The following is a 17,621-nucleotide window of genomic DNA, read 5'->3' as shown; positions in this document are numbered from 1 at the left end:
GTAACTATTGGCGGGCGGAAAGATACATTCTCGTTATGAATCTATCAGTGATCGCGATCCCAAATGCAATAATCCACTTATGATGTGGGCATCTTTAGACCATTTATCTGTTAAAAAAACATCAAATAGAATTTACGGGCGCGAAGGCTACCACCAACGACATGTGGGCTAAAAGAGCGGCCCGCAATATAGGTGTCTTCCGCTGTAAAGATATGGCTTTTTAGGATTTTCTTGCGGGTAATTTAGTTTAAGGCTGATAAATTACGGTTGTTAAATGGAGGTAATCGATTGCGTTCGCCGTAAGTTTGTTAAAGTTATAAGTGAGGCCTATGAATTGATTCGCTAATAAAAAAGCCGGGACCCGCTACAGGGTGCCCCGGCTTTGAGAAGAAGAAACTGAGCGTTACGTGCAGATTTCGTAGCACGGAATGTAGGCTGAACCCGGCAACTTCATGCGGTGTTGAGCCACAAAGCCCTGAAGCATGTCGTCCATACGGCGCATCATCTCCGGGTCGCCGTGGATCTTGTACGGACCATACTGCTCAATCGCGCGGATGCCCATCTCCTTCACGTTGCCCGCCACAATCCCGGAGAAGGCGCGACGCAGGTCGGCGGCCAGCACTTCCACCGGCTGGTCCGGGTAGAGTTTCAGGTTCGCCATATTTTCATGGGTCGGCTCGAACGGGATCTGCAGGTCAGGCGCAATACGGATTGACCAGTTAAAGCTGTACGCATCACCGGTATCACGACGATTCTCTTTCACCAGTGGCATCGCTTTTTTCATCTGGCGCGCCACTTCCGCCGCATCATCAATGATGATGCGATAGTGACGACGCGCGGCTTCTCCCAGCGTATGCACGATAAACTCGTCCAGCACGCGGAAGTAGTCGGCGCTCTCTTTCGGGCCGGTCAGGATCAGCGGTAGAACCTGATCTTTGTTGGCCGGGTTCATCAGAATCCCCAGCAGATAGAGCAGCTCTTCCGCCGTTCCCACGCCGCCCGGGAAGATGATGATGCCGTGAGCGATACGAACAAACGCCTCAAGACGCTTCTCGATATCCGGCATGATAATCAGCTCATTGACCAGCGGGTTAGGCGGCTCAGCGGCGATGATTGACGGCTCGGTCATGCCGATAAACCGCCCCTCTTTGTAACGCTGCTGCGCATGACCCACGGCTGCACCTTTCATTGGAGCTTCCATTGCACCCGGACCACAGCCGGTACAGATATTCAGCTCGCGCAGGCCAAGCTGCGTTCCGACCCGACGGGCATAGAGGTATTCGGTTTCGTTAATCGAGTGGCCGCCCCAGCAGACGACCATGTTTGGTGCTTCGCCAACGTGCAGGGCGCGGGCGTTGCGCAGAATAGAGAACACCAGGTTGGTGATATGAACGGAGCTTTCCAGGTCGAGATGCTGGAAGCGGCCCGCGTTGTGAATCTGCCCGTTAACAAACAGGATGTCGCGCAGGACGGCAAACAGGTTGGCCTGAAGGGAACGAATGATACGTCCGTCGACAAAGGCCTCTTCCGGCGGGTTGATCACTTCCAGTTTCACGCCACGCTCGCGGCGCAGCACGTTAATATCAAAGCTTTCGAAGCGGGACAGCAGTTCTTTACTGTTATCTGTCAGGCTTCCGGAGTTCAGTACGGCAAGTGAACAGTTACGAAACAGTTGATAAAGATCGCTGCTGGCCGTGCGTTTAAGCATGTCCACTTCCAGCTGCGACAACATATCCATTGAGCCAAGCGGGCTAATATGTGTAATCAAGTGAGCTCCTTATGGGACGATTATCGTCATTCCCTTTGATTACAATAGCCCTGGCGCGTGACGTTTCACAACACTTCGGCGGAATACCGCACGCATATTGTGAAAATATTTATATTATTGACGCACCAGCCGGCCCGTTGCTGGCACAAAATCGGTGTTGGTGCGCCACGGGTTAATGTCCAGCCCGCCACGGCGGGTATAGCGTGCATAAACGCTCAGTTTCTCCGGCTGGCAGAAACGCTGAATATCGTTAAAAATACGCTCCACGCACTGCTCGTGAAATTCGTTGTGATGGCGGAACGACACCAGATAGCGCAGCAGTTTTTCCCGGTCAATTTTCGGGCCGCGGTACTCGATCTGCACCGAACCCCAGTCCGGCTGGTGGGTAATCAGGCAGTTGGACTTCAGCAAATGGCTGACCAGCGTCTCTTCAACCACTTTTCCGCCCGCCGCGTTTTCGAGGTAATCGGCGCTGAATTCATAATTCTCCACCTCGATGTCCTGCTCGTCGATGCAGGTTCCGTGGAAGTGGGCGATGGGCTGTCCTTCCAGCTCGTGCAGGCGGTATAACGAGACGGACACGTTCCCCTGCGCGCAGGCGGCTAAATCCCGCTCCAGCGTTTGCTGAACCTCGTCCCAGCTGTTGAATCGAGTCTGGTTGAAGCTGTTGAGATAGAGCTTAAAGCTTTTGGATTCCACCAGGTTCACGCTGGCATAGTCCAGCTCAACGTGGCCCACGGCCACCTGCGGCAAACCGCGCGCGTTAAGCCAGGAGAGTTCGTACAGCGTCCAGATATCGCCGCCGACAAACGGCAACGCGTCCGCATGCAGTCCAAGAGGATCGCGGTTCAGGCTGCGCGGCACGCCCTGCAGCAGGCTTGCATCGTAGGTATCGCGGTAATCGGTCGATTTACCCAGCGTTAGGCCGGTTAACGCCTGATGATTTTCGTAAGACATGTTTCATAGCCACTTTACAGGTACACTTATGGGCAGAGTTTATCCTGTCTTACAAGAAGAGAGAAATCGGTGGACATCGAAACTGCAAATGCCCTTACTACCTTCACAACCCGCTATTGCGACGCGTGGCATGAAAAGCACGGAACATGGCCGCAAAGCGCTGATTTATATGGCGTGCCGTCGCCGTGCATTATCTCTTCGCAGGATGACTATGTTATCTGGCAGCCGAAGCCCAATACCGCTGAGCAAAATGTAAATGCGGTTGAACGGGCTATGGACCTTGTGGTACAACCAGCGGTTAACGCGTTTTATGCCACGCAGTTTGCAGGGGATATGCCCGCGCGCTTGGGTGATTTGACGCTGACGCTGTTGCAGACCTGGAGCGAAGACGATCTGCAGCGTGTTCAGGAAAACCTGATTGGTCATCTGGTCACGCAAAAACGCCTTAAGCTTTCTCCGACGCTCTTTATTGCCACGCTGGACAGCGAACTGGATGTGATATCCGTCTGCAACCTGTCCGGGGAAGTGATTAAAGAGACCATCGGCACCCGCAATCGCGAAACGCTCGCCCCCTCTCTTGCGGATTTCCTTACCCGGCTTGAGCCACTTCTGTAATCCATGATGCTACGACGAGTGTGAGAGATCTCTTACAAGGTTTGTGAGAGATCGCTGGATCATTCAGTATTGCCTTATTTAATTCAGATTAATATCACTCTGTTTTTCAAAGAATTAGTTGTTCATCGCATCTTTTATAGGGATTTCTTACGGCTTACAGTGCTGCAAGGGTGGGTTGTAAGACGAAGCGGAATAGCGGATTCTATCTCCGTCGACAGGACGCCGACATGAGAAACGAACATCAGGATGATGGCGTTTCTTACTCAGGACACGTCAGGATGGCGCTGCAGGAAGGCTTCAGGATGAAGCAAAAGGATAACGCAGGACGCGTAAGGGACACCTCCAGGAAGGAGAACGAGAACCGAACAGGATGGTCGGTGGGTCAGGAAGGCCAGGACGTTTCAGGATGAAACAAACACGTCAGGAAGATGTGTGCAGGATGCAAAAGGTAAAGGTATAAGGATGACCAGGCCTTCGGGCATCAGGAAAAGTTGTCACGGAAGAGCAGGGAGCACGAATTGTAGCTGGAATGCTGCGAAACGAACCGGGAGCACTGTTTTTACAGTGCTCCCTTTTTTATTTCTGTCTTCCGCAATGCTATGCTGCGCGCCGTTCACTTTTTCAGTTGAGGTTACTATGACGCAACACGATAGCGTTCGTGCTCAGTTGCACGCCATCGAAGCCCTTTTGCGCCAGCATCAGCTGTGGCAGGAGACCGCGCCGAATCCGGAAGCGTTTGCCAGTACCCAGCCATTCTGCCTGGATACGCTGGCACCGTTCGAGTGGCTCCAGTGGGTATTAATCCCGCGCATGCACGCGCTGCTGGAAGGCGGCCACCCTTTGCCGCAGGCGTTCGCCGTTTCTCCCTACTATGAAATGGCGCTTGAGGCGACGCACCCAGCTCGCGATGTGATGCTGGTTGAACTGGAAAAACTGGACGCCCTGTTTGCCGGTGAAGAGGCATGACGCTGGAAATCCTCTATCAGGACGAGTGGCTGGTGGCGGTGAATAAACCGTCTGGCTGGCTGGTGCACCGCAGCTGGCTGGATCGCGACGAGAAAGTGGTGGTGATGCAAACCGTGCGCGACCAGATTGGTCAGCATGTGTTTACCGCGCACCGCCTCGACAGACCGACTTCCGGCGTGCTGCTGATGGGGCTTTCCAGCGAGGCGGGCCGCCTGCTGGCGCAGCAGTTCGAACAGCACCAGATCCAGAAGCGCTACCACGCGATCGTTCGTGGCTGGCTGACCGACTTCGCCACGCTGGACTATCCGCTGGTGGAGGAGCTGGACAAAATCGCCGATAAATTTGCCCGCGATGACAAAGGCCCGCAGCCCGCGGTGACGGATTATCGCGGCATGGCGACAACGGAAATGCCGGTAGCAACCAGCAAATTCCCCACCACACGCTACAGCCTGGTTGAGCTTTTGCCCAAAACCGGACGCAAGCACCAGCTTCGCCGTCATCTTGCGCACCTGCGCCACCCGATTATTGGCGACAGCAAGCACGGCGATCTGCGCCAGAACCGCAGCGCGGCAGAGCATTTTGGCTGTAACAGACTGATGCTGCACGCCAGCGAGCTTAGCCTGATTCACCCGTTTACCGGTGAACCACTGATTATTCGTGCCGGGCTGGACGACGTCTGGATGCAGGCGCTGTCACAGTTTGGCTGGCGGGGGCAACTCCCCGAAAATGAAAGGGTTGAGTTTGTATCAGGCAACGTTCAGGATGAACGGTAAGCGCAATAATTACGGGAGCAAAGCATGGCTGAAGTAGGCATTTTTGTCGGCACAATGTACGGCAACTCGCTGCTGGTAGCAGAAGAGGCTGAGGCGATTTTGACAAGCCAGGGCCATAAAGCCACGGTCTATGAAGACCCGGAACTGGCGGACTGGGAAAAGTATAAAGATAAATACATTCTGGTAGTGACCTCCACCACCGGTCAGGGCGATCTCCCGGACAGCATCGTGCCGCTTTTCCAGGGCATTAAAGATCGGCTTGGCTACCAGCCGGACGTCCACTACGGCATTATTGCCCTCGGCGATAGCTCTTACGCCAACTTCTGCGGCGGCGGCAAGCAGTTCGATGCGCTTCTTCAGGAACAGAGCGCCCAGCGCGTCGGCGAGATGCTGTTGATTGATGCCGGTGAGCATCCTGAACCCGAAAGCGAGTCGAACCCGTGGGTTGAACACTGGGCAACGCTTCTTAAATAGTTTCGTAGGCCGGGTAAGGCGTAGCCGCCACCCGGCAACAAAGCCGCATCAAATCCTCAATTCCGTGAAGTATCTTCCACTGCTTTGGGCTTATGCCTCAAACCACGTTCCCCACACTCCTCAATGTTGTGTTTCTGCACGGTGAGCGAACCTGTCACTCCTTCATATACTTTTCCGGTCACAATAAAACGGCTTCAGGCCGTACTAAAACGACAAAACTTATCTCATTCTGATTACCCTACCGGTGCTGTACAGAATGAACAGGCGAAAGCTATGTTTCAGGAGTGCAACAATGAGTACATTAAGCCACGCAGCGAGCAGCGCTGAAAAGCGCACTAATGCCCGCTACTGGATAGTGGTGATGCTGTTTATCGTCACGTCCTTTAACTATGGTGACCGCGCCACGCTGTCGATTGCCGGCTCGGAAATGGCAAAAGACATCGGCCTTGATCCGGTGGGCATGGGTTACGTTTTCTCTGCATTCTCGTGGGCCTACGTCATCGGCCAAATTCCTGGCGGCTGGCTGCTGGACCGTTTTGGCTCTAAACGCGTCTATTTCTGGTCCATCTTTATCTGGTCTGCTTTTACCCTTTTGCAGGGTTTCGTCGATATCTTCAGCGGCTTTGGCATTATCGTGGCGCTCTTTACGCTGCGCTTTCTGGTAGGCCTGGCGGAAGCCCCTTCCTTCCCGGGCAACAGCCGCATTGTCGCGGCCTGGTTTCCTGCGCAGGAGAGGGGAACAGCGGTGGCAATTTTTAACTCCGCCCAGTATTTCGCAACGGTGATCTTTGCGCCCATTATGGGCTGGCTGACGCATGAGGTGGGCTGGTCGCACGTCTTCTTCTTTATGGGCGGGCTTGGGATCGTCATCAGCTTTATCTGGCTGAAAGTGATCCACGAACCGAATCAGCACCCTGGCGTGAACAAGAAGGAGCTGGAATACATTGCTGAGGGCGGGGCGCTGATCAATATGGATCAGAAATCTGACAAAGCAAAAGTCCCCTTCAGCCAGAAATGGGCGCAGATCAAGCAGCTCGTCGGCTCGCGCATGATGATCGGTATCTATCTCGGTCAGTACTGTATCAACGCTTTAACCTACTTCTTTATCACCTGGTTCCCGGTTTATCTGGTGCAGGCGCGCGGCATGTCGATCCTCAAAGCGGGATTTGTTGCCTCGGTCCCGGCAATCTGCGGCTTCATCGGCGGCGTGCTTGGCGGGGTCATTTCCGACTGGCTGATGCGCCGCACGGGTTCGCTGAACATCGCGCGTAAAACGCCGATTGTGCTCGGCATGCTGCTCTCCATGACCATGGTGTTCTGTAACTACGTCAGTGCCGAGTGGATGATTATCGGCTTTATGGCGATGGCCTTCTTCGGCAAAGGGATTGGCGCGCTGGGCTGGGCGGTGATGGCGGATACGGCACCGAAAGAGATCAGCGGCCTGAGCGGCGGTCTGTTCAATATGTTCGGCAACGTTTCCGGGATTGTTACACCTATCGCTATCGGCTACATCGTCGGCACCACGGGGTCTTTCAACGGCGCGCTGATCTACGTTGGTGTGCATGCCCTGGTGGCGGTGCTGAGTTACCTGGTGCTGGTGGGCGATATTAAACGCGTCGAACTTAAACCTTTTGTGGAGCGCGGATGATGACAACACAATCAAGCCCTATCGTCACGGAAATGAAAGTTATCCCGGTGGCCGGTCAGGACAGCATGCTGCTCAATATTGGCGGCGCGCATAACGCATGGTTTACCCGCAATATCGTGGTGTTGACCGATAGTGCAGGCAATACCGGGGTAGGTGAAGCCCCCGGCGGGGAAGTGATCTACCAGACCCTGGTAGAGGCTATTCCACAGGTCGTGGGTCAGGAAGTGGCTCGTCTGAACAAGGTGGTTCAGCGGGTGCATAAGGGCAATCAGTCGGCGGACTTTGATACCTTCGGCAAGGGCGCGTGGACGTTTGAACTGCGCGTCAATGCGGTCGCCGCCCTGGAAGCGGCGCTGCTGGATTTACTCGGTAAAGCCCTTAACGTTCCGGTCTGCGAACTGCTGGGGCCGGGCAAACAGCGCGATGCGGTCACCGTGCTGGGCTATCTGTTCTACGTTGGCGATCGCAATAAAACCGATCTCCCCTATCTGGCTCGCTCACCGGGCGACCACGACTGGTATCAGCTGCGCCATCAGGAAGCGCTCTCCAGCGAGACGGTTGTGCGCCTGGCTGAAGCTGCGCAGGATCGCTACGGCTTTAAGGATTTCAAGCTGAAAGGCGGCGTGCTGCCCGGCGAGCAGGAGATTGACACGGCCCGGGCGCTGAAAAAACGCTTCCCGGAGGCGCGCATCACCGTTGACCCGAACGGCGCCTGGCTGCTGGATGAGGCGATTAGCCTGTGTAAAGGTCTCGGGGACGTGCTGACCTACGCGGAAGACCCGTGCGGCGCCGAGCAGGGCTTCTCAGGCCGCGAGGTGATGGCCGAATTCCGCCGCGCAACTGGGCTGCCGGTTGCGACCAATATGATCGCCACCAACTGGCGCGAAATGGGCCACGCGGTGATGCTGAACGCCGTCGACATTCCGCTGGCAGATCCGCACTTCTGGACGCTCTCCGGCGCGGTGCGCGTGGCGCAGCTGTGCGATGACTGGGGCCTGACCTGGGGCTGCCACTCCAATAACCATTTCGATATCTCGCTGGCAATGTTTACCCACGTTGGCGCGGCGGCGCCGGGTAACCCGACCGCCATCGACACCCACTGGATTTGGCAGGAAGGCGAAGCTCGCCTGACGAAAAATCCGCTGGAGATCAAAAACGGTAAAATTGCCGTACCCGATGCGCCGGGGCTGGGCGTGGAGCTTGACTGGGATCAGGTTCATCAAGCCCATGAGGCGTATAAAAAGCTACCGGGCGGCGCGCGTAACGACGCGGGCCCGATGCAGTACCTTATCCCCGGCTGGACATTTGACCGTAAGCGCCCTGTTTTTGGACGTCACTGATAAAAGGATTACACGATGAGTACTTTTACGACCCCTGTCGTCACCTCCATGCAAATCATTCCGGTCGCAGGTCATGACAGCATGCTGATGAACCTGAGCGGGGCGCATGCGCCGTTCTTCACGCGCAATATTGTCATTATCAAAGACAATGCCGGTCATACCGGCGTGGGTGAAATTCCGGGCGGGGAGAAGATCCGCAAAACGCTGGAGGATGCCATTCCGCTGGTGGTGGGCAAAACGCTGGGTGAGTACAAAAATGTCCTCAACACCGTGCGAAACACCTTTGCCGACCGCGATGCCGGCGGCCGCGGTCTGCAAACCTTCGATTTGCGCACCACTATCCACGTGGTGACCGGCATTGAAGCCGCGATGCTGGATCTGCTGGGCCAGCACCTGGGCGTTAACGTCGCGTCGCTGCTGGGCGAGGGCCAGCAGCGCAGTGAAGTGGAGATGCTCGGCTATCTGTTCTTTGTCGGCGACCGCAAGCTGACGCCGCTGCCGTATCAGAGCCAGCCGGATGAGCAATGTGACTGGTACCGCGTACGTCACGAAGAAGCGATGACCCCGGATGCAGTGGTGCGGCTGGCAGAAGCCGCTTATGAAAAATATGGCTTCAATGATTTCAAACTGAAAGGCGGCGTGCTGGCGGGGGAAGAGGAGGCGGAAGCCATTACCGCGCTGGCAAAACGTTTCCCGCAGGCGCGCGTGACGCTGGATCCGAACGGCGCGTGGTCGCTTGATGAAGCGATCGATATTGGCAAGCAGCTGAAAGGCGTGCTGGCGTACGCGGAAGATCCGTGCGGGGCTGAGCAAGGCTTTTCGGGCCGCGAAGTCATGGCGGAATTCCGTCGCGCTACGGGGCTACCGACCGCGACCAATATGATCGCCACCGACTGGCGTCAGATGGGGCACACGCTCTCTCTGCAATCGGTGGATATCCCACTGGCGGACCCGCACTTCTGGACAATGCAGGGCTCGGTGCGCGTGGCGCAGATGTGCCACGAGTTTGGCCTGACCTGGGGCTCTCACTCCAACAACCATTTTGACGTGTCGCTGGCGATGTTTACCCACGTTGCCGCCGCCGCGCCGGGCACCATTACCGCTATCGATACGCACTGGATCTGGCAGGAGGGTAACCAGCGCCTCACCAAAGAGCCGTTTGAGATCAAAGGAGGCATGGTGCAGGTGCCGTCCATGCCGGGGTTGGGCGTTGAGCTGGATATGGATCAGGTAATGAAAGCACACGAGCTATATCAAAAACACGGTCTGGGCGCGCGCGACGACGCGATGGCGATGCAGTACCTGATCCCTGACTGGACATTCGACAATAAACGTCCGTGCATGGTACGATAAACGCATTGGGACCGCTCCCATGAGCGGTTTCCTACGTGGTGTATGCTTAACGTAACGACTATGCGTAAGGATGGCTTATGAAAATTGTTATCGCACCGGACTCGTATAAGGAAAGTTTGAGTGCGCTTGAGGTTGCGACAGCGATCGAGCGCGGTTTTCGCGAGATTTTCCCTGAGGCGGAGTACGTCAAATTGCCGGTCGCTGATGGCGGTGAAGGCACGGTTGAGGCGATGATCGCGGCAACCCGGGGACGCATTGTGCACGTTCCGGTGACCGGTCCGCTGGGCGAGCGCGTGGACGGGTTTTATGGGATATCCGGTGACGAGCAGAGCGCCTTTATTGAAATGGCGGCGGCAAGCGGTCTGGAACTGGTAGCCCCTTCACTGCGTGACCCTCTGAAAACGACCTCCTGGGGTACGGGGGAACTTATCCGCCACGCGCTGGATGCGGGCGTTAAGCATATCATCATCGGTATCGGTGGCAGCGCCACCAATGACGGCGGCGCCGGGATGGTGCAGGCGCTGGGGGCGAAGCTGCTGGACGACAATGAACAGCCGCTGGGGCAGGGCGGGGGCGAGCTGGATAAGCTTGCGCGGATCGACCTGAGCGGCCTCGATCAGCGTCTGGCGGAGTGCCGGATAGAAGTCGCCTGCGATGTGACGAATCCGCTCACCGGTAAGGATGGCGCGTCAGCGGTATTTGGCCCGCAAAAGGGCGCCACACCCGAGATGATCGTCACCCTGGACAACGCGCTTGCGCACTATGCAAGAGTCATTGCCCGGGATCTGGACATTGATGTTCTCAACCTTGCTGGCGGCGGCGCGGCGGGTGGTATGGGCGCGGCGCTGTACGCTTTTTGTGGCGCGCAGTTGCGCCAGGGCATTGAGATTGTGACCGATGCGCTACACCTGGCCGACCAGGTGGCCGATGCGGATCTGGTGATCACCGGGGAAGGACGCATCGACAGCCAGACGATCCACGGCAAAGTGCCGGTAGGGGTGGCGAAAGTGGCGAAACGCTTTAATAAGCCCGTTATCGGCATTGCAGGTAGCCTGACGGCGGATGTTGGCGTGGTACACGATCACGGCTTAGACGCGGTGTTTAGCGTGATCTACACCATCTGCTCGCTGGAGGACGCGCTGGAAAATGCCAGCGCGAATGTACAGATGGCCGCAAGGAATATCGCGGCGGTGCTGAAAGTAGGGCAGGCATTTTAACTGTGATTGCCGGGTGGTGGCTTCGCCTTACCCGGCCTACGTTAGCGCACCTGTAGGCCCGGTAAGCGTAGCGCCGCCGGGCTTTTACCTCAGCTACCCAACACCTTCATCGCTTCCCGCGTCACGTTATCCATCTCATCCAGTAGTTCCAGGAACTCCGGTTCAAGCTCCGATTCCGGCGTACCCGCGCGCAGCTGCTGCTCCAGCAGCTGGCAGAGGTTTTTCAGCCGCGGTACGCCGCTGTAGCCGCAGCTGCCGTGCAGCTTGTGGATCGCTTCCAGCAGCTCTTCCGGGTTCTCGCCCACCAGCTGTTCTTCAACCTTATTACGGATCTCCGGCAGAAACGCGACCAGCATTTGCAGCATCTCTCGTGCTAAATCGGGTTTCCCTGCCGCCTGGCGCAGCGCCAGCTGCCAGTCAAAGGTCGCATTTTGATTAACGCTTACCTCAACCGGCTCGCTGAAAACCGTATATGTTCCGCCAATGTGCCCCGGCTTATAGCGTAACAGCAGGTTATGAAGCTTCTCTTCGTCGATAGGTTTCGCCAGGTAATCATTCATCCCGGCGCTCAGCAGCTTCTCTTTCTGACCGGCCATCGCATGCGCGGTGACCGCAATCACCGGGGTTTGCTGCTGATGCGGGAGCTGGTGGATCAGCTCGCAGGCACGAATGCCATCCATGCCCGGCATCTGAATATCCATCAGAATTAAATCGAACTGCATCTGTTTAGCCAGTTCAACCGCCTGGGCGCCGCTGGTACACAGCTCAACATGCTGAACCTGGTCTTCCAGCAATACGCCGATTAGCTTCAGGTTTGCCGGATTATCATCCACCGCCATCACGCTCATGGGCAGTTTTTGCTCGTCGTTAATCAACGGCAGTGCGTGCTGGCTAAGACGGCAATACTCCGTAAGGGCGGGCAGCAGGCGGGTCGCGGTGAGTGGTTTAAGCAGGCACGCGGCCGCCCCGTCGTTTTTCAACTCTTCCGCATTAAGCTGGGCGTGGCAGGGCAGCGCCAGCAGCAGATAGTCGGTCATCGACGCGGCTTTCGCCAGCCGCTCCTGCTGCATGGTCAGCTCGCCGGTGAAGGTCACCGGGATCCCCATCAGCAGAATGTCGTAATGATCAACGGCCAGGGCTGAGAAGGTTGGACTGTAAACCACCTCCAGCGGCGTGGTGCTTAAGATATCCAGCGCGCACTGCGCCGCTGCCGCGTTAGGCTCGACGTAGGCCAGGCGCTTACCTTTCAGACAGTCCGTCACCGGGCCGTCGGTCAGCACGTTCGGATTGAGGTCGAGGTTAATATGGAACCAGAAGGTTGAGCCGCGGTTTGGCTGGCTGTGGAAAGAGATATCGCCGCCCATTTCGTTCACCAGACGCTGGGTGATCACCAGCCCCAGACCGGTGCCGCCATGGCGGCGGGAGATGCTGGCGTCTGCCTGGCGGAAGGCCTGGAACAGACGCGACTGATCCCGCTCCGGAATGCCGATACCGGTATCGCGGATTTGAACCTCAATCTGCACCTTGTTATTACTGATGGCGCGTTTTTCTACCAGGATGTCGATGTTGCCGCTTTCGGTGAATTTAATGGCATTCCCGACAAGATTGGTAATGACCTGCTGCAGGCGCAGCGGATCGCCAATAACGTTGTCCGGCACGTCGTTTTTAATATTGAGCGTTAGCTCAAGGCCCTTGTCGTGCGACGAGTGCGCGAGCAGAGTCACTACTTCATCGAGCGTACTGCGCAGCGGGAACGGGATGCTCTCCAGAATCAGTTTGCCGGCCTCCAGCTTGGAGAAGTCCAGCACGTCGTTAATGATCGCCAGCAGGTTGTTGGCCGAACGTTCAATGGTGTGCAGGTGATCGCGCTGAGTAGGATTCAGCTCGCTTTTCAGGGTCAGGCGGGTAAAGCCGATCACGCCATTGAGCGGCGTACGCAGCTCGTGCGACATATTGGCCAGAAACTCAGACTTAATACGCGCCGCTTCCTGAGCGCGCTTTTTCGCCAGATCCAGCTCAACGTTCTGGATCTCCATCTGCTCCAGCGTTTCGCGCAGGTCAGAGGTGGCCTGGTCAACGTTATGCTGCATCTCTTCGTGATAGGCCGCCAGCGACATCGCCATCGAGTTAATACCGTTTTTCAGCATATCCAGCTCGCCCAGCATAAACCCTTCCACGCGGCTGTCGAGCTGTCCCCGGCGGATGCGGTCAACGGTATTAACCATGTTGCGGATGGGGCCCGTGACGTCGCGCATCAGACGCCAGCCGAAGATCAGCGCAATACCAATGCAGAACAGCATCATCACGCCGGAGATAAAAATTTCTTTGTACTGCTGCAGCCGTACCGACTTGAGATCCAGCTCAAGCGCTACATATCCCAGCATGTTATTGCTGGATTTGGCATCGGATTGCGCAGACTCATCGGGTGAATAGCTTTCCGACACGATCGGCGTGCGCAGGATCATGATGTCGCCGCGCCGCAACACGGTGAGATGGCGCGGGAAGGGCGTACCGTCAGGGATCTTCAGCGTGGTCGGATCGAGATGAAAGTTTGAGGTGACAAACAGGCGGTTATGTTCGTCGTAGACGGAAATGGCGCGGACGATATCCGAGTGGCGACGGTGAAGCACGCTGATTAACTGCCCAATGGATTCACGGTTTTGCAGGTTCATGCCGTACTCGCTGGAGACGGCGAGCGGTTCGATAATGCTGGCGCCCGCGTCCTCCAGCTGTCGCTGCAAATCGTTATAGCGGTGCACCACAAAGAAGATACTCAGCAGCAAACCGATGAGCACGGTGGGGGCGAGGATCAAAATCATCATGCGCGCGCGCAGGCTGTAGTTGGTCATGGCGTTCCGTTATGGGACAATTAAGATAATTATGTTTATGTGAGAAAAATCTCGGCGATGGCGCAATTCTACTCTGCAAAGCGACGCGTGACGACGCGTCAAATCATTACTGTTGAAGCCACGGACCTTGATCCGTTTGGTCAGGGAGTGGCTCGTCACAACGGTAAGACTCTGTTTATAACAGGTTTGCTGCCAGGAGAACGAGCAGAAATTACGCTGACGGAAGACAAGCGTCAGTACGCGCGCGGACAGGTGAAGCGTCGCCTCAACGCGAGCCCGGAGCGCGTGGAGCCCCGCTGTCCACATTTTGGCGTGTGCGGAGGCTGCCAGCAACAGCATGCGAGCACAGAATTACAGCAAAAAAGTAAAAGCCGCGCGCTGGCGCGCCTCCTTAAACACGAAGTTGACGAGATTATCGCCGATGAGCCCTGGGGCTATCGCCGCCGCGCGCGCCTGAGCCTGAGCTATCAGCCCAAAACGGAGCGGCTGGAGATGGGTTTTCGCAAAGCGGCCTCCAGCGATATTGTTGACGTGAAGCGGTGCCCCATTTTGGTGCCCCATCTTGAGGCGTTACTTCCGGACGTGCACCGCTGTCTTGCATCGCTCGACGGGGTGCGTTCATTGGGCCACGTTGAACTGGTGCTGGCGAACAACGGCCCGCTGATGGTGCTGCGCCACACTGCGCCGCTGTCGAAAAAAGATCGCGAAAAACTGGAACGCTTTTCGCATTCTCATGAGCTTGCGCTTTTCCTCGCGCCGCAAAGCGAGATACTTGAACAGGTATCGGGCGAAGCTCCCTGGTATGCGTCAGACGGGCTACGCTTAACGTTCAGTCCGCGTGATTTTATCCAGGTCAACGACGGCATAAACCAGCAAATGGTGGCGAAGGCCCTGGAATGGCTTGACGTACAGCCCACTGACCGTGTGCTCGATCTGTTCTGCGGCATGGGTAACTTTACCCTGCCGCTGGCGCGCAGAGCGGCAAGCGTGGTCGGGGTGGAAGGCGTTGAGGCGCTGGTGGTCAAAGGCCAGGAAAACGCAGAGCAGAACGGCTTGCAAAATGTGACATTCTTTCATCAAAATCTTGAGGAAGATGTCACTCAACAGCCGTGGGCAAAGCAGGGTTTCGACAAAATCCTGCTCGACCCGGCGCGTGCAGGTGCCCCAGGCGTCATGGCGCATATTATTAAACTCGCGCCCAGGCGTGTGGTCTATGTTTCCTGTAACCCGGCAACGCTTGCCCGTGACAGTGAGGCGTTAAACAGCGCGGGTTACCAGATTCGGCGTCTGGCAATGCTGGACATGTTCCCGCACACTGGACATCTGGAATCGATGGCGTTGTTCGAGCACATCTAATTTGTTTGGCTTGTCGACTTCGACAGGCCCTGGTCCCTAAAGGAGAGGACAATGGTTGCGGTAAGAAGTGCACATCTCAATAAAGCTGGGGAGTTTGACCCACAAAAATGGATCGCAAGTCTGGGAATTTCCAGCCAGCAGTCGTGTGAACGCTTAACCGAAACCTGGGCCTACTGTCTGCGCACCACGCAGGGGCATCCCGACGCCGATCTTCTCCTGTGGCGCGGCGTGGAGATGGTTGAAATCTTGTCCATGCTGAACATGGACATCGAAACGCTGCAGGCCGCGCTGCTCTTCCCCCTCGCGGATGCGGATGTGGTCAGCGAAGACGTGCTGCGCGACAGCGTCGGCAAATCCGTCGTTGCGCTGATCCACGGCGTGCGCGATATGGCGGCCATTCGCCAGCTAAAAGCCGCGCATACCGATTCTGTCTCCTCTGAGCAGGTTGATAACGTCCGTCGGATGCTGCTGGCCATGGTGGATGATTTTCGCTGCGTGGTCATCAAGCTGGCCGAGCGTATTGCCCACCTGCGTGAAGTGAAAGATGCGCCGGAAGACGAGCGCGTGCTGGCCGCCAAAGAGTGTACGAACATCTATGCGCCGCTGGCGAACCGCTTAGGTATTGGTCAGCTGAAATGGGAGCTGGAAGATTACTGCTTCCGCTATCTGCATCCGGCAGAATACAAGCGCATTGCCAAACTCCTGCATGAGCGCCGTATCGATCGTGAGCACTACATCGACGAGTTTGTCAGCGGGCTGCGCCAGGCCATGAAAGAAGAGAATGTGCGTGCCGAAGTTTACGGCCGGCCTAAGCACATCTACAGCATCTGGCGCAAAATGCAGAAGAAACACCTCGCCTTTGACGAGCTGTTTGACGTGCGCGCCGTGCGTATCGTGGCGGAGCGTCTGCAGGACTGCTACGCCGCGCTGGGGATAGTACATACTCACTTCCGCCACCTGCCGGATGAATTTGACGACTATGTCGCGAACCCAAAACCGAACGGCTACCAGTCCATTCATACCGTGGTGCTTGGCCCCGGCGGCAAAACGGTCGAGATTCAAATCCGCACCAAACAGATGCACGAAGACGCCGAGCTGGGCGTAGCCGCGCACTGGAAGTACAAAGAGGGCACTTCTGGCGGGGCACGCTCCGGCCACGAAGACCGCATCGCCTGGCTGCGCAAGCTGATTGCGTGGCAGGAGGAGATGGCCGACTCCGGCGAAATGCTCGACGAGGTGCGCAGCCAGGTCTTTGATGACCGTGTCTACGTCTTTACCCCGAAAGGGGACGTTGTCGACCTGCCGGCTGGCTCCACGCCGCTCGATTTTGCCTACCACATTCACAGCGACGTGGGGCACCGCTGCATCGGGGCGAAGATCGGCGGACGTATCGTGCCGTTTACCTATCAGCTGCAGATGGGCGACCAGATTGAAATCATTACCCAGAAGCAGCCAAACCCGAGCCGCGACTGGCTTAACCCGAACCTCGGTTACGTCACCACCAGCCGCGGGCGCTCCAAAATTCACGCCTGGTTCCGCAAGCAGGATCGTGACAAAAACATTCTTGCCGGTCGCCAGATCCTTGACGACGAGCTGGAGCATATCGGGATCAGCCTGAAAGAAGCAGAGAAATTCCTGCTGCCGCGCTACAACTTCAACGAGCTGGACGAGCTGCTGGCGGCGATTGGCGGCGGTGATATCCGTCTGAATCAGATGGTCAACTTCCTGCAGGCCCAGTTCAACAAGCCTAGCGCGGAAGAGCAGGACGCGGCGGCGCTGAAGCAGCTGCAGCAGAAAACCTATGCCCCGCAGCAGCGCAGCAAAGACAACGGCCGCGTGGTGGTCGAGGGTGTGGGCAACCTGATGCACCACATTGCCCGCTGCTGCCAGCCGATTCCGGGGGACGATATCGTCGGCTTTATCACCCAGGGGCGCGGGATCTCGATCCACCGCTCCGACTGCGACCAGCTTGCCGAACTGCAGTCCCACGCGCCGGAGCGTATCGTGGAAGCGGTCTGGGGTGAGAGCTATTCCGCCGGTTACTCGCTGGTGGTGCGCGTCACCGCCAACGATCGCAGCGGGCTGCTGCGCGACATCACCACCATTCTCGCCAACGAGAAGGTCAACGTGCTGGGCGTTGCCAGCCGCAGCGATACCCGCGAGCAGCTTGCCACCATCGATATGACCATCGAAATCTACAACCTGCAGGTGCTCGGCCGCGTGCTGGGCAAACTGAACCAGGTGCCGGATGTGATTGACGCGCGTCGTCTGCACGGCGGCTAAACATCCTCTTCCGTAGGCCGGG

Annotated in this window: 14 protein-coding genes; 11 read left to right on the top strand and 3 right to left on the bottom strand. The window is 56.9% G+C overall.

The genetic code is table 11. The features are described from left to right. Positions 1 to 403: 403 nt before the first annotated feature. Both ppnN and queF read right to left on the bottom strand, forming a co-directional pair. On the bottom strand, positions 404 to 1,768 hold the full coding sequence (gene ppnN, locus IM294_RS04815) for a nucleotide 5'-monophosphate nucleosidase PpnN (protein ID WP_023309027.1): 1,365 nt from the start codon (positions 1,766 to 1,768) through the stop codon (positions 404 to 406). A 114-nt stretch (positions 1,769 to 1,882) separates the two neighbouring features. Next, entirely contained in the window at positions 1,883 to 2,725 is an 843-nt protein-coding gene (gene queF, locus IM294_RS04810; RefSeq protein WP_126817258.1) for an NADPH-dependent 7-cyano-7-deazaguanine reductase QueF, read from the bottom strand. A gap of 69 nt (positions 2,726 to 2,794) precedes the next feature. On the opposite strand from queF, the gene syd reads away from it, so the two are divergent. From syd to IM294_RS04765, 9 genes are all read left to right on the top strand, one after another. Beyond that, entirely contained in the window at positions 2,795 to 3,340 is a 546-nt protein-coding gene (syd, locus tag IM294_RS04805; RefSeq protein WP_126817260.1) for a SecY-interacting protein, read from the top strand. A 227-nt stretch (positions 3,341 to 3,567) separates the two neighbouring features. Further along, a complete protein-coding gene (locus tag IM294_RS04800) occupies positions 3,568 to 3,750 on the top strand; it encodes a hypothetical protein (protein ID WP_045261317.1) in 183 nt (60 codons plus the stop codon). Between the two features lie 226 nt (positions 3,751 to 3,976). Then, positions 3,977 to 4,306: a YqcC family protein gene (locus IM294_RS04795; protein ID WP_028014265.1), complete on the top strand. Its 330-nt coding sequence runs from the start codon at positions 3,977 to 3,979 to the stop codon at positions 4,304 to 4,306. Further along, positions 4,303 to 5,079: a tRNA pseudouridine(65) synthase TruC gene (gene truC / locus IM294_RS04790; RefSeq protein ID WP_126817262.1), complete on the top strand. Its 777-nt coding sequence runs from the start codon at positions 4,303 to 4,305 to the stop codon at positions 5,077 to 5,079. Before IM294_RS04795 ends, truC begins: the two co-directional genes overlap by 4 nt. A gap of 24 nt (positions 5,080 to 5,103) precedes the next feature. After that, entirely contained in the window at positions 5,104 to 5,553 is a 450-nt protein-coding gene (locus IM294_RS04785; protein WP_028014263.1) for a flavodoxin, read from the top strand. A 292-nt stretch (positions 5,554 to 5,845) separates the two neighbouring features. Further along, positions 5,846 to 7,201, top strand: a complete 1,356-nt coding sequence (gene gudP / locus IM294_RS04780) for a galactarate/glucarate/glycerate transporter GudP (protein ID WP_126817264.1) — start codon at positions 5,846 to 5,848, stop codon at positions 7,199 to 7,201. Beyond that, a complete protein-coding gene (locus IM294_RS04775) occupies positions 7,201 to 8,541 on the top strand; it encodes an enolase C-terminal domain-like protein (protein ID WP_126817390.1) in 1,341 nt (446 codons plus the stop codon). Before gudP ends, IM294_RS04775 begins: the two co-directional genes overlap by 1 nt. A gap of 15 nt (positions 8,542 to 8,556) precedes the next feature. Continuing rightward, the gene (gudD, locus tag IM294_RS04770) at positions 8,557 to 9,894 is read left to right on the top strand and encodes a glucarate dehydratase (protein WP_126817266.1); all 1,338 of its coding nucleotides are present in this window, start codon (positions 8,557 to 8,559) and stop codon (positions 9,892 to 9,894) included. Positions 9,895 to 9,971: 77 nt separating this feature from the next. Beyond that, a complete protein-coding gene (locus IM294_RS04765; protein ID WP_028014259.1) occupies positions 9,972 to 11,111 on the top strand; it encodes a glycerate kinase in 1,140 nt (379 codons plus the stop codon). 89 nt (positions 11,112 to 11,200) lie between these two features. Here the strand turns inward: IM294_RS04765 and barA are convergent, their stop codons facing one another. Continuing rightward, positions 11,201 to 13,960, bottom strand: coding sequence for a two-component sensor histidine kinase BarA (gene barA, locus IM294_RS04760; protein ID WP_041908411.1), 2,760 nt, complete (start codon positions 13,958 to 13,960; stop codon positions 11,201 to 11,203). Positions 13,961 to 14,017: 57 nt separating this feature from the next. Between barA and rlmD the strand changes: the two genes are divergently transcribed. Further along, a complete protein-coding gene (gene rlmD, locus IM294_RS04755) occupies positions 14,018 to 15,316 on the top strand; it encodes a 23S rRNA (uracil(1939)-C(5))-methyltransferase RlmD (protein WP_100170803.1) in 1,299 nt (432 codons plus the stop codon). Between the two features lie 51 nt (positions 15,317 to 15,367). Beyond that, entirely contained in the window at positions 15,368 to 17,599 is a 2,232-nt protein-coding gene (gene relA / locus IM294_RS04750) for a GTP diphosphokinase (protein WP_028014256.1), read from the top strand. The last annotated feature ends 22 nt before the right edge of the window (positions 17,600 to 17,621 follow it).

It is taken from the genome of Enterobacter cloacae complex sp. P43RS, from assembly GCF_014930585.1.
Classification (GTDB): domain Bacteria; phylum Pseudomonadota; class Gammaproteobacteria; order Enterobacterales; family Enterobacteriaceae; genus Enterobacter; species Enterobacter bugandensis.
This window is presented reverse-complemented; position numbering and strand designations above follow the sequence as displayed.